The sequence below is a fragment of the Solirubrobacter pauli genome (assembly GCF_003633755.1).
Lineage (GTDB): Bacteria > Actinomycetota > Thermoleophilia > Solirubrobacterales > Solirubrobacteraceae > Solirubrobacter > Solirubrobacter pauli.
Genome location: NZ_RBIL01000002.1, coordinates 2,355,955 through 2,368,484, shown reverse-complemented (window position 1 = coordinate 2,368,484; position 12,530 = coordinate 2,355,955). Strand labels below are relative to the sequence as shown.

Annotated in this window: 11 protein-coding genes; 9 read left to right on the top strand and 2 right to left on the bottom strand. The window is 71.5% G+C overall.

The annotated features are described in order from the left end of the window. Nucleotide 1 precedes the first annotated feature (1 nt). From C8N24_RS30620 to C8N24_RS30590, 7 genes are read left to right on the top strand one after another with little or no spacing between them, the layout of a single operon-like run. Entirely contained in the window at nt 2-1,063 is a 1,062-nt protein-coding gene (locus C8N24_RS30620; RefSeq protein ID WP_121257426.1) for an acyl-CoA dehydrogenase family protein, read from the top strand. Beyond that, the gene (locus C8N24_RS30615; protein WP_211340191.1) at nt 1,063-2,517 is read left to right on the top strand and encodes an AMP-binding protein; all 1,455 of its coding nucleotides are present in this window, start codon (nt 1,063-1,065) and stop codon (nt 2,515-2,517) included. The genes C8N24_RS30620 and C8N24_RS30615 overlap by 1 nt, the downstream gene beginning before the upstream one ends. Then, a complete protein-coding gene (locus tag C8N24_RS30610) occupies nt 2,514-2,900 on the top strand; it encodes a RidA family protein (protein ID WP_121257422.1) in 387 nt (128 codons plus the stop codon). Before C8N24_RS30615 ends, C8N24_RS30610 begins: the two co-directional genes overlap by 4 nt. Nucleotides 2,901-2,938: 38 nt before the next feature. Then, complete coding sequence (locus C8N24_RS30605) at nt 2,939-3,823, top strand: plastocyanin/azurin family copper-binding protein (protein ID WP_121257420.1); 885 nt, start codon at nt 2,939-2,941, stop codon at nt 3,821-3,823. Nucleotides 3,824-3,876: 53 nt separating this feature from the next. After that, nucleotides 3,877-5,019: a hypothetical protein gene (locus C8N24_RS30600; RefSeq protein WP_121257418.1), complete on the top strand. Its 1,143-nt coding sequence runs from the start codon at nt 3,877-3,879 to the stop codon at nt 5,017-5,019. Further along, nucleotides 5,016-6,221 carry a hypothetical protein gene (locus C8N24_RS30595; protein ID WP_121257416.1) on the top strand — a complete coding sequence of 402 codons (1,206 nt, stop codon included), beginning with the start codon at nt 5,016-5,018 and terminating at the stop codon, nt 6,219-6,221. The genes C8N24_RS30600 and C8N24_RS30595 overlap by 4 nt, the downstream gene beginning before the upstream one ends. Before the next feature lie 49 nt (nt 6,222-6,270). Then, on the top strand, nt 6,271-7,428 hold the full coding sequence (locus C8N24_RS30590) for a hypothetical protein (RefSeq protein WP_121257414.1): 1,158 nt from the start codon (nt 6,271-6,273) through the stop codon (nt 7,426-7,428). Here C8N24_RS30590 and C8N24_RS30585 read toward each other — a convergent pair. Both C8N24_RS30585 and C8N24_RS30580 read right to left on the bottom strand, forming a co-directional pair. After that, a complete protein-coding gene (locus tag C8N24_RS30585; protein WP_121257412.1) occupies nt 7,425-8,279 on the bottom strand; it encodes a tryptophan 2,3-dioxygenase in 855 nt (284 codons plus the stop codon). The two genes, C8N24_RS30590 and C8N24_RS30585, sit on opposite strands and share 4 nt — an antisense overlap. Continuing rightward, a complete protein-coding gene (locus C8N24_RS30580) occupies nt 8,276-9,697 on the bottom strand; it encodes a WS/DGAT/MGAT family O-acyltransferase (protein WP_121257410.1) in 1,422 nt (473 codons plus the stop codon). Before C8N24_RS30580 ends, C8N24_RS30585 begins: the two co-directional genes overlap by 4 nt. A 38-nt stretch (nt 9,698-9,735) precedes the next feature. On the opposite strand from C8N24_RS30580, the gene pgm reads away from it, so the two are divergent. Both pgm and glgC read left to right on the top strand, forming a co-directional pair. Continuing rightward, nucleotides 9,736-11,298, top strand: coding sequence for a phosphoglucomutase (alpha-D-glucose-1,6-bisphosphate-dependent) (gene pgm / locus C8N24_RS30575; protein ID WP_170179531.1), 1,563 nt, complete (start codon nt 9,736-9,738; stop codon nt 11,296-11,298). Then, on the top strand, nt 11,295-12,524 hold the full coding sequence (gene glgC / locus C8N24_RS30570) for a glucose-1-phosphate adenylyltransferase (RefSeq protein WP_121257405.1): 1,230 nt from the start codon (nt 11,295-11,297) through the stop codon (nt 12,522-12,524). Before pgm ends, glgC begins: the two co-directional genes overlap by 4 nt. Nucleotides 12,525-12,530: the final 6 nt, after the last annotated feature.

Below are 12,530 nucleotides of genomic sequence, written 5' to 3'. Positions count from 1 at the left end.
CGTGCTCGACTGGCCGTTCTTCGAGGACCGTCACCGGGCGTTCGCGCGCTGGGCGCGCGAGCAGGTCCCGCACGTGCCCGAGACCGGCGACGTCGACGCGCGCTGCCGGGCGTTCGTCGCGGAGCTGCGGCCGTGGCTCGGGCACGCGGTCGCCGACCCGCTCGACGTGCGCACGCTCTGCCTCGCGCGCGAGACGCTCGCCTACCACGACGCGCTCGCCGACTTCGCGTTCGCCATGCAGGGCCTGGGCAGCGGGCCGATCACCCTGTTCGGCTCGAAGGCGCTGCGCGAGCGCTATCTGCCGGCGGTGGCCGCGGGCGAGCGGATCGCGGCCTTCGCGCTGTCGGAGCCGGACGCCGGGTCCGACGTCGCGGCGATGAGGACGACCGCGCGCGACGGGCGCGTGAGCGGTGTGAAGACCTGGATCTCCAACGGCGGGATCGCGGACTTCTACACGGTGTTCGCGCGGGCGCCGGAGGGCATCAGCGCGTACGTCGTCGACGCCGAGCACGTCGAGGTGGTCGAGCGCATCGACGTGATCGCGCCGCACCCGCTCGCGACGCTGCGCTTCGACAACGCGCCCGCGACGCCGATCGGCGAGCCCGGCAAGGGCTTGCGCGTGGCGCTCGGCACGCTCGACGTCTTCCGCTCGACGGTCGGCGCGGCGGCGCTGGGCATGGCGCGGCGCGCGTTCGACGAGGCGCTCACGCGGGTGAAGGACCGTGCGCTGTTCGGCGCCCCGATGGCCGAGCTGCCGCTGGTGCAGGCCAAGCTGGCCGAGATGGCGCTCGGGCTCGACGCGAGCGCGCTGCTCGTCTACCGCGCCGCGTGGACGAAGGACGGTGGCGCCGCGCGCGTGACCCGTGAGGCGGCGATGGCCAAGCTGCACGCGACGGAGACCGCGCAGCGCGTGATCGACGACGCCGTGCAGCTGTTCGGCGGGCTCGGCGTGACGTCGGGCCAGGTGGTGGAGCGCCTGTACCGCGAGATCCGCGCGCTGCGGATCTACGAGGGCGCTTCGGAGGTGCAACAGCTGGTGATCGCCCGGGAGGTGTTGCGATAGTGGATCCGTTCGCCCGTGATGGGTTGCCGCCGGTCGAGCAGTGGCCGGACCTGCTGCTGCTCGACTATCCCGAGCGGCTGAACGCGGCCGAGGAGCTGCTCAAGAACGAGGGGACCGCGATCGCGAGCGGCTGGTCCTACGCGGAGCTGGCCGAGCGCGCCGACGCCGTCGCCGGCGCCCTGAACATCGAGCCGGGCGAGCGCGTGCTGCTGCACTCGCCCAACACGCCGGAGGCGATCGCCTGCTGGCTCGGGATCCTGCTGGCCGGCGGGATCGTCGTGGCCACGATGCCGCTGCTGCGCAAGCGCGAGATCGACAAGGTCGTGGCCAAGGCGAACGTCACCAAGGCGCTGGTCGCGCGTGACCTCGTGGCGGAGGTCGACGTGCTCGACGTGCTCGTGATCGAGGACCTGCCGACCCAGGGCTGGTACGAGGCGGTCGAGACGCGCGCCGACGACGTCGCGATCATCGCCTTCACGAGCGGTACCACCGGCGTGCCGAAGGGCTGCGTGCACTTCCACCGCGACCTGCTCGCCTGCTGCGACACGTTCGCCCGGGAGATCCTGCGCCCGCAGCCGACCGACGTGTTCTCCGGCTCGCCGCCGATCGCGTTCACGTTCGGGCTCGGCGCGTCCCTGCTGTTCCCGCTCCGCTTCGGCGCGGCGACCGCGCCGACCTCGCCGCCGGCGCTGCTCGAGACGCTCCATGCCCACCGGGTGACGACCCTGTTCACCGCGCCGACCGCCTACCGCGCGCTGCTGCGCGAGGCGCTCCCGGACTCGCTGCACACGTGCGTGTCCGCGGGCGAGCCGCTCCCGGCGGGCGTGTCGGACGCGTGGTTCGAGAAGACCGGCATCCGCATCGTCGACGGGATCGGCTCGACCGAGCTGCTGCACATCTTCATCGCGTCCCCCGCGGAGGAGGCGCGCGCCGGCTCGTGCGGTCGGCCGGTGCCGGGCTACGAGGCGAGGATCGTCGGGCCGGACATGCAGACGCTGCCGGCGGGGGAGGTCGGCCGGCTCGCGGTGCGCGGCCCGACCGGTTGCCGCTACCTGGACGACGAGCGCCAGGCCACGTACGTACGCGACGGCTGGAACCTCACCGGCGACGCGTTCTCGATGGACGCCGACGGCTACTTCTGGTTCCAGGCCCGCACCGACGACATGATCATCAGCGCCGGGTACAACATCTCCGGCTTCGAGGTCGAGGCCGCGCTGCTCGAGCACCCGTCGGTCTCCGAGTGCGCGGTCGTCGGCGTCGAGGACCCCGAGCGCGGCCACGTCGTCAAGGCGTGGGTCGTCGCGAGCGAGCCCGTGGAGGCGAAGGCGCTGCAGGACTTCGTCAAGGCCCGGATCGCGCCCTACAAGTACCCGCGCCGCGTCGAGCTCGTGGACGCGCTCCCGCGCACGCCCACCGGCAAGGTCCAGCGCAACGTCCTGCGGGACCGCGGATGAGGCGCCTGCAACCACCGGGCTGGCCCGCGCCCCGCGGCTACGCGAACGGCATCGAGGCGTCCGGTCGGCTCGTGTTCGTCGCCGGTCAGATCGGCTGGGACGAGACCGGCGCGTTCGTCTCCGACGAGCTCGCACCGCAACTCGAGCAGGCGCTGCGCAACGTCGTCGCGGTGCTGGCCGAGGCGGACGCCGGGCCCGAGCACGTGGTGCGCCTGACCTGGTTCGTCACCAGCCGTGACGAATACCTGAGCTCGCTCCGCCAGGTCGGCGAGGCCTACCGCGCCGTCATGGGCCGCCACTTCCCCGCCATGTCGGTAGTCGAGGTCAGCGCGTTGGTCGAGTCCCGCGCCAAAATCGAGATCGAGGCGACCGCCGTCGTGTAACGTCGTCGCCCGGTCTGGTCTGAGGAGGGGAAGACGTCTTGCAGTTGAGAAGGAAGAGCCTGACGCTGATCGCGTGCGGGCTCACGGCGGTGATCGCGGTGCCCGCGTTCGCTTCGAGCCCCGCGGCGCCCACCGCGACCATCGAAGCGCACGACTCGCCCGCCAAGAACTGGTTCCAGGACGCGTCGCAGGGCAGCGACGCCGATTCCAGCGTTACGATCAAGGCCGGCGAGCAGGTGCGCTTCGCGTACCCGGCGGGCAGCTCCGTGCACAACGTCCAGTTCCAGGGCGCCCAGCCAACGGACTGCGTGCAGACGGCCGGGGTCGCGATCGACCCCGACAGGACGGCTCCGCTTCCGAACTTCTCCCAGCCCCCGGGCTGGGATGGGTCCTGCACCTTCTCCGAGCCCGGTACGTACACGTTCTTCTGCCAGGCACACCCGCCGACTCAGAACTCGCCCGGGATGACCGGCACCGTGATCGTCGAGAAGGCGCCGGACGTGCCTACGCCGACGGCCACGCCTGTCGAGACCGTCGTCCCGCAGGCGACCGCGTCGCCGCAGCCGACGCCGGCGGCCACGCCGGCGCCGACGCCCGCGCCGTCCGCGGCGCTGAACGCGCCGTCGAAGCCGAAGGTCGCCACGTTCGCCAAGAGCGGTCTGAAGCTCACCGGCCCGTGCGCGTCGATCAGCTCGGGCAAGGTCACGCTCAGCGTCACCAAGGCGGTGGCGAAGAAGCTCAAGCTCAAGGGGACGACCCTCGGCACGGGCACCGGCAAGTGCACGGCGGGTACGTTCTCGGTCACCGTCAAGCCGTCCGCGGCGGTCAAGAAGGCGCTCAAGAAGCACAAGGGCTCGGTCGCGGCGACCGCGACGCTGAAGGCGGGCACCGTCACGGCGACGCGCAAGGTCACGCTCAAGTAGGGAAACGCTGAGGACCCGCGCAACCACTGCGCGGGTCCCCCGTTTCAAGCGGTATGAAGGTCATCGCCGTGGGGGCCGCCGCCAGCCTCCTGCTGCTCGCTGCGCCCGCGCATGCCCGTCCGGGCGCGCTCGACCGCACGTTCGCGCAGGGCGGGCGGTTCGCGCTGGACCCGTGGGGGAGCGGCGGGACCGTCAAGTCGCTGGCGCTGCTCGACGGGCGCCGCCCGCTCCTGAGCGTGCACGCGAGCCGGGACGGCACGTGGGCGCCGACACTGCTCGGGTTCACCGCCGCCGGCGCGCTGGCGGAGAAGACGGCGCTGCCGCCGCGGCCGTACGCGCCACGGTTCGCGTCGGGGTACGCGCTCACCCAGCTCGACGCGAAGCATTTCCAGCTCGCGCGGATCGGGTCCACGAGCGCCGTCACGCTCACGTTCGCCCCCCGCTTCGAGGAACCGCTGCGCTTCACGGTCGACCGCGCGGGGCGGGCGATCCTCGCGGGCGCCGACCGCGTCGCGCGGTTCCTGCCCAGCGGCGAGCCGGACCGGACGTACGGCACGAACGGCATCGCGCGGGCGAAGGGGTTCTGGGCGGCGCTGATCCGCCGCGACGGTCGTGTCTACATGCAGGACAACCGCAGGATCATCGCGTTCGACGCGCGCGGACGGCGCGACCGGCGCTTCGGGACCCGGCGCGTCCGCGTGCCGGGCTTCAAGTGGCCGGATCTCAACACGGTGCACGCGGGCCCCGGGAACACGCTGCTCGTGACCGGGCGGCGCTACCTCGGCGACGCCTGGATCGGACGGCTGCGAGGAGACGGCCGGGTGGACCTGCGCTTCGGCACACGCGGCTACGTCTCCGGGCTCAAGCTGCAGGCGCAACTGCAGATCGCGGACGTCGCGCGCGACCGGCGCGGTCGGCTCGTGGTCGTGGGTGCCCAGCTCGGCCAGGAGGAGGAGCCGGCGCGCTCGGTCGTCCTGCGGCTGTCGGCGAACGGGCGCCTGGACCGCACGTTCGCGAACCGGCGGTTCACGCTCGGGCGCGTGCCGGGCGTGAAGATCGTCGCCTCGGGGATCGAGCAGGTCGCGATCGACGACCGCGGTCGGATCGTGCTCGCCGGCAACGTCTACAACGACCAGTTCGCGCTGCGCGAGGACCTCGGCGACCCGTACCCGGCGATCGCCCGGCTCAAGGGATGACCACGCGCGGCGTCGCACGCATCACGCTCGCCCTCGCGCTGCTCGCCGCCGGCCCGGCGCACGCGCGTCCGGGCGACCTGGACCGCACCTTCGGCAAGGGCGGGCGGATCGCGGTCGAGCCCTGGGGCTGCGGCGGGTCGACGCGCTCGCTGGTGCTGGTCGACGGGGTCCGTCCGCTGCTGAGCGTGTTCGCCGGTTGCCAGGACTACGAGCCGGCGCTCTTGCGCTTCACCGGGCTCGGCCGGCTCGCGACGACGACGGCCGCGCCGCAGGCGACCTACGAGCCGCCGCTCCTGGCCGAGGGGTACGCGTTGACGCCCGACGTGCCGGACGTCATCCCCGGTGCCGTGGCGCAGGTGCTCACGCGCATCGGCGACTCGCGCGCGATACCGCTCGCGGCGCAGTCGCCGAAGGCGTTCGGGGTCGACCGCCGCGGCCGCGTCACGATCATCAGCTCCAAGCTGGCCGAGCGCTTCCTGCCCGACGGCCGCCGCGACGAGCGCTACGGGCAGAACGGCGTCGTCAAGCTCACCAGCGCGAACCTGCCGCGGGTCTACGCCGCGCTCGTGTGCCGGGACGGCCGGGTCTACGCCAGCGGCGGGCGGCGGCTCGTCGGCCTCGACGCGCGCGGACGCGTCCTACGGCGTCTGGACCGGCGCAAGGTCCGGGTGCCGCACGTGAACCTCCCGGCCGTGTCGGCCTTGGCGGAGGGGCCGGGCGACACGGTGCTCGTCGCCGGGCCGGACCGCTTCCGCGACGCGTGGGTCGGCCGCCTGCACGCCGACGGGCGAGCCGATCGGCGCTTCTCCGGCGACGGCTGGCTCACCGGCCGGCGGGACCGGCGACGCGTGCTGCGCAGCCCGCGGGCGCTCACCCAGGTCGACGTCGCGTCGATCATCCGCGATCGACGCGGCCGGATCGTGCTCGGCGGCTCTCGGATCGAGACCGAGCTGCCGTGGCAGGCGACGGTGATCCGCCTGAGCGGCCGCGGCGCCGTCGACCGCTCGTTCGCCACCGGCGGCCGCAAGTTCGTCGGCCTCGGGGAGATCAAGGGCGAGGAGATCGTGGCGTCCGAGGTCAAGCAGCTGGCGATCGACCGGCGCGGCCGGATCGTGGTCGCGGGCACGGTCTACGACGACAACGCCGTGATCCGCGAGGACCTCGGGACGCCGTACCCGGGCATCGCCCGTCTCAAGAGCTGAGTGGACAGCAACGCCGCAACGTGTCGCCTCGTCGAGCGTTGCGATCAGCATGAAGGGAATCGCTCTCCTGGCCACGGCCGGCCTGATGCTCGTTGTCGCCCCGGCGGCCCACGCCCGCCCGGGCGACCTTGACAAGACGTTCGCGAAGACCGGACGCTTTGCCTGGAACCCGTACGGAACGGGCGGGTCCGTCGCCGGGCTGACGCTTCCTGACGGCCTGCGGCCGCTCCTGAGCGTCTCGGCGAGCCGCAACGGCACCTACGCGCCGTCCTGGGTGCGGCTCACCTCGCTCGGCCGGATCGCCGAGCAGACCCCGATCCCGCGGCCGGCCACCGGGGCGCCGGCGCTTCAGGGCGACTACGTGGTGATGCGGCTGTCGAACCAGCAGTTCACGGTGGGCAAGCGCGGCGGCCAGTCGGTGACCGTGACGGTGCCCGCGGGCCTGTACGCGCACAACCTCCGGGTCGACAAGGCGGGCCGAGCGATCGTGGTCGGCTCCCGCGATCGCGGCGACGGCACCGGCTACGAGCACTGGGCGATGCGCTTCCTCGCGAGCGGTGCCGTCGACGCGAGCTACGGCACGGGCGGTCGGGTCGTCCTCCCTGACGTTCCGAACGGCGTCTTGGTGACGCCTGACTCCCGGCTGTTCACCACCAACGGCGAGCGGGTCACGGCGCTGGACGCCGCCGGGCGGCCGGCCGCGGGCTTCGTGAGCGCCACGTTCAAACACGGGTACACGCTCGCAGCCGGACCCGGCGAGACGCTGCTCGTGGCCGGGACCAACAATGGCGTCGGATACATCGTGCGCCTGCGGAGCAGCGGCCGGCTCGACACGCGCTTCGGGACGCGTGGCCGGACATCGGCCGCGAGCGTCTACGGCCGGGTCGACCCCGATCTCATCATCCGTGACCGTCGCGGGCGGTTGTTGCTCGCCGGTTCCCACTATGAGGACAACGGCAGGTTCAAGGCGGCCGTCGTGCGGCTGCAAGCCCGCGGGAAGGTCGACCGCACCTTCGCGGATCGGGGACGCAAGCTCTTCGGGCTGGGCTGGATCCCGGGCGAGCGGATCGTCGGCTGGACCGTCAGCCACGTCGCGATCGACCAGCGTGACCGGATCCTGGTCGCCGGGACGGCGTACAACGACGACGTGGCCATCCGCGAGGACTTCGGCGAGCCGTACCCGGCGATCGCCCGGCTGAAGGGCTAGGCGCCGATCTCGGTGCGCACGTCGAGCAGCTCCGGGAAGAACGTCAGGTCGAGCGCGGCGCGCAGGAAGCCGACGCCGGACGAGCCGCCCGTGCCGCGCTTGTAGCCGATGATCCGCTGGACGGTCTTCATGTGGCGGAAGCGCCACAGCTGGAAGCTCTCCTCGACGTCGACGAGCTCCTCGCACAGCTCGTAGGCCTCCCAGTCGCGCTTGGGGGCGTCGTAGATGGCCTTGAAGACCGGGATCAGGTCCTCGCGGCGGCGGTGCGGCTCGCTGAAGTCGCGGTCGAGCAGGTCGGCCGGCACGGGGTAGTCGCGACGGGCGAGGTGGCGCAGGAACTCGTCGTACAGCGAGGGCGCCTCCAGCACGCGGCGCAGGCGCTCCTGGTCGGCCGGCGAGTGCGCGAAGACGTCGAGCATCTGGCGGTTCTTGTTGCCGAGCTGGAACTCGATGATCCGGTACTGCAGGGACTGGAAGCCGGACGCGTCGCCGAGCACGCCGCGGAACTTCACGTACTCGGACGGCGTCAGCGTCGCCAGCACGCCCCACTGCTCGAACAGCTGGCGCTGGATCTGCTTGACGCGGGCGAGGCCCTTCTGGGCGGGGCCGAGGTCGTCGATCGACAACGCGCTCAGCACCGCGTCCAGCTCGTGGATGATCAGCCGCATCCAGAGCTCGCTCGTCTGGTGCTGGACGATGAACAGCAGCTCGTCGTGGTGCTCGGGCTCGGACAGCGGCTGCTGCGCGGACAGCAGCCGGTCCAGGTGCAGGTAGCCGGCGTACGTCTGCCGGTCGCGCAGATCGCGTGTGACGCCCGCCTCGACGGCACGCAGGTTGTCGTCGGCGCTCACAGCAGCCGCTCCAGCTCCTCGCGCAGGTACGGCAGCAGCACGTCCACGTCGGGCATCTGGTCGCGGTCGGCGATGATCCCGAAGTCCATGTGGCCCATGTAGCTCATCACCGTGATGTTGAGCCCCATGCCGTCGAGGATGACCGACACGGGGTAGTTGGCGACGAGCTTCGCCCCGGCCATGTAGAGCGGGAACTGCGGGCCGGGCACGTTGGAGATGACGAGGTTCCACGCGCTGCGGCCGGGCCGCGAGGTGGAGAACGCGAACGTCAGCCGCGCGGCGCGCGCGAAGACCGCCGGCGGGATGAAGTTGTTGGCGTCCTGGAGCAGCATCGCCGGCAGCGCGCCGCGGCGCTCCTTCATGTCCAGCAGCGCCTCGTGCGTCTTCATCAGCCGCTCGACCGGGTCCTCGACGTCCGTGTACAACGGCGCGGCCATCAGCAGGATCCGGTTGCCGTAGGTGCCGAACTGGTCGCCGGTGCGGACCGAGACCGGCACCTGCGCCACCAGGGGCACGTCCGGCAGGTCCTCGTGCTCGAGCAACCAGCGCCGCACGGCGCCCGCGCAGACGCTGACCACCACGTCGTTGACGGTCGTGCCGTGCTTGTTCTTGGCCGCCTTGACGTCCTCGAGCTCGAGCTGCCCGAACGTGAACCGCCGGTGCGGCGAGATGCGGCCGCTGAACTTCGTCTTGGGCGCGACCAGCTCCGGCCGGTCGACGCCGTCGCGGACGAGCTTCGCCGCCACCCGTGAGAGCGTGCCCATGCCGGGGAAGACGCCGAACGCCGTCTGGTCGAGGTTCGGCAACGCCTTCGGCACGGCCTTGAGCATCCGCACCGGGTAGCGCGGCAAGCCGGCGAGCCCGAGTGCCAGCATCTGCAGACCGGTCGGCGACGGGTCGGCGAGGTCCTCCTCCGGCGGCTCCACGTCGCGGCCCTCCGGTGTGAGATCGAGCAGCAGCGCCATGATCTCCGCACCGCTCAGCCCGTCGATCACCGCGTGGTGGATCTTGGTGAGCACGGCCACGAGCCCGGACTCGTGCCCCTCGATCACGTACAGCTCCCACAGCGGCCGCGCGCGGTCGAGCGGCCGGGCCATGATCCGCGCCACCTGGTCGGCGAGCTGGGCGTCGTTCCCGGGGGACGCGAGCGCCATCTCGCGCACGTGGTAGCCGAGGTCGATCTCAGCCTCCTCGACCCAGTACGGGTGGTCGAGCCCGAGCGGCACGTTCGCGAGCCGCCAGCGCAGCGGCGGCAGCTGCGGGCCGCGCTCGGACATCAGCCGGGTGACCTCGCGGCAGCCGAACGAACCCTCCGGCGCGGTCGTCGGATCGAGCATGGCGAGGCTTCCCACATGCCCCGTCTGACGAGCGTTCTCCAGCGCGAGAAACTGCGCGTCGAGGGAGGTGAGTTGCCGCATGCGCGCACCCTAGCGGCACACGTGTAATCGTTCGCCGCGTGAGCCCCACCGCCGGAACCCGTCCAGACCCCTCGCAGCTCGTCGATCTCGCCGAGCTGGAGGCCGCGTATCACCGTCCACCGTCCGGCCCCGTCGCATTCGGGACGTCCGGCCATCGAGGCACCTCGCTCAAGGGCACGTTCACCGAAGCCCACGTCCTGGCCATCAGCGAAGCGATCGCGCGCCACCGCAAGGCGGAGGGCATCACGGGCCCGCTGTTCGTCGCGCGGGACACGCACGCGCTGTCCGAGCCCGCGTTCCACACCGCGGTCAGCGTGTTCAGCGCGCACGGCCTCGACGTCCGCGTCGACGCGGACGACGGCTACACGCCGACGCCGGCGCTCAGCCACGCGATCCTCACGCACCCCGGCAGCGACGGCATCGTGCTCACGCCCTCGCACAACCCGCCCGAGGACGGCGGCTACAAGTACAACCCGCCGAGCGGCGGGCCGGCCGGCACCGAGATCACCAAGCAGATCGAAGCGATCGCCAACGAGCTGCTCGACGACGCGGGCAGCATCGCGACGGCCGAGGCGCGGACGACGCCGCACGACTACGTGACCGCCTACGTCGACGACCTGGTCAACGTGATCGACCTGGACGCGATCCGCGAGGCGAACGTGCACATCGGCGCCCACCCGCTGGGCGGCGCGTCGGTCGCCTACTTCAAGGCGATCGCCGACCGTCACGACTTGAACCTCGAGGTGGTCAGCGACGAGGTCGACCCGACCTTCCGCTTCGTCCCGCTCGACCACGACGGCAAGATCCGGATGGACTGCTCGAGCCCGTACGTGATGAGCGGGCTGATCGAGTACCGCGACCGGTTCGACGTCGCCGTCGCGTGCGACCCGGACTCCGACCGCCACGGCATCGTCACGCCGACGTCGGGGCTGATGAACCCGAACCACTACCTCGCGGTCGCCATCCACTACCTGTTCGGCGGCGCGCGCGAGTGGGAGCAGGAGGTCGGCATCGGCAAGACGCTCGTGTCGAGCACGATGATCGACCTCGTCGCCAAGGACCTCGGCCGCACGCTCGTCGAGGTGCCGGTCGGGTTCAAGTGGTTCGTCGACGGCCTGATCGACGGCACGCTCGGCTTCGGCGGCGAGGAGAGCGCGGGTGCCTCGTTCCTGCGCAAGGACGGCACGCCGTGGTCGACCGACAAGGACGGCATCCTGCTCGCGCTGCTGGCCGCGGAGATCACCGCCCGGACCGGCAAGGACCCGGGGGCGTACTACGAGGAGCTGACCGCACGCCACGGCGCGCCGGCCTACAAGCGCGTGGACTCGCCGATCGACGCCGAGCGCAAGGAGAAGCTCCTCACGCTCGAGCCGTCCGACATCACGGCCACGACGCTCGCGGGCGACGAGATCACCGCGGTCCTCACGAAGGCTCCGGGCAACGACGCCCCGATCGGCGGCGTGAAGGTGGTCACCGACAGCGGATGGTTCGCCGCCCGCCCGTCGGGTACGGAGGACATCTACAAGCTGTACGCGGAGAGCCTGAAGGGCGAGGAGCACTTGCAGCAGATCATCGAAGAGGCACGGAGGATCCTCGGATGACGAGAGTTCTGACCATGGTCCTGGCGGGCGGCGAGGGCAAGCGGCTCGCGCCCCTCACGGCCGACCGCGCGAAGCCCGCGGTGCCGTTCGGCGGCCAGTACCGCCTGATCGACTTCGCGCTCTCGAACCTCGTCAACGCGAACTTCCACCAGATCGTCGTGCTGACGCAGTACAAGAGCCACTCGCTCGACCAGCACATCACGACGACGTGGCGCCTGTCGCCGTTGCTGGGCAACTACGTCACGCCGGTCCCCGCGCAGATGCGGCTCGGACCGCGCTGGTTCGTCGGCTCCGCGGACGCGATCTACCAGAACTACAACCTGATCGCCGACGAGAAGCCCGAGCACATCATCGTGTTCGGCGCCGACCACATCTACCGCATGGACCCGCGGCAGATGCTCGAGCAGCACATCGCCAGCGGCAAGGGCGTGACCGTCGCGGCGCTGCGCGCGCCGATCGAGCAGGCCGACCAGTTCGGCGTGATCGAGACGGCCCCGAACGGACGTGACATCGCCCGCTTCCGCGAGAAGCCCAAGGACGCCGTCGGGCTGCCGGACTCGCCGAACGAGGTGTTCGCCTCGATGGGCAACTACATCTTCTCCACCGAAGCGCTGATCAGCACCGTGTCGGCGGACGCCAACGACGAGACGTCCAAGCACGACATCGGCGGCAACATCATCCCCGCGCTCGTCGCGCAGGGCGACGCGCAGGTGTACGACTTCTCGACCAACGAGGTGCCGGGCGCGACCGAGCGCGACCGCGGCTACTGGCGCGACGTCGGCACGCTCGACGCCTACTACGACGCGCACATGGACCTCATCTCGGTCCACCCGATCTTCAACCTCTACAACCACGACTGGCCGATCCACACCTGGCCCGGGATCACGCAGCCCGCGAAGTTCGTGTTCGACGAGGACGACCGCCGCGGCATGGCGGTCGACTCGATGGTCTGCGCCGGCGTGGTCGTGTCCGGCGGCACCGCGCGGCGCTCGATCCTCTCGCCGCTCGCGCACCTGCACTCCTGCTCGCTGGTGGAGGACTCGATCCTCATGCACGGCGTCGAGATCGCGCGCAACGCGGTCGTGCGCAAGGCGATCCTCGACAAGAGCGTCTACGTCGGCGAGGGCGTGCAGATCGGCGTCGATCCGGAGAAGGACCGGGAGCGCTTCCACGTGTCCGAGGGCGGCGTCGTGGTCATCCCCAAGGGCATGCGGGTGACCGAGTGAGGCGTA

Coding starts and splice junctions, on each gene's coding strand:
- C8N24_RS30590 (WP_121257414.1), top strand. CDS start 6,271: ATGAAGGGAATCGCTCTCCTGGCCACGGCCGGCCTGATGCTCGTTGTC.
- C8N24_RS30580 (WP_121257410.1), bottom strand. CDS start 9,697: ATGCGGCAACTCACCTCCCTCGACGCGCAGTTTCTCGCGCTGGAGAAC.
- glgC (WP_121257405.1), top strand. CDS start 11,295: ATGACGAGAGTTCTGACCATGGTCCTGGCGGGCGGCGAGGGCAAGCGG.
- C8N24_RS30610 (WP_121257422.1), top strand. CDS start 2,514: ATGAGGCGCCTGCAACCACCGGGCTGGCCCGCGCCCCGCGGCTACGCG.
- C8N24_RS30600 (WP_121257418.1), top strand. CDS start 3,877: ATGAAGGTCATCGCCGTGGGGGCCGCCGCCAGCCTCCTGCTGCTCGCT.
- C8N24_RS30595 (WP_121257416.1), top strand. CDS start 5,016: ATGACCACGCGCGGCGTCGCACGCATCACGCTCGCCCTCGCGCTGCTC.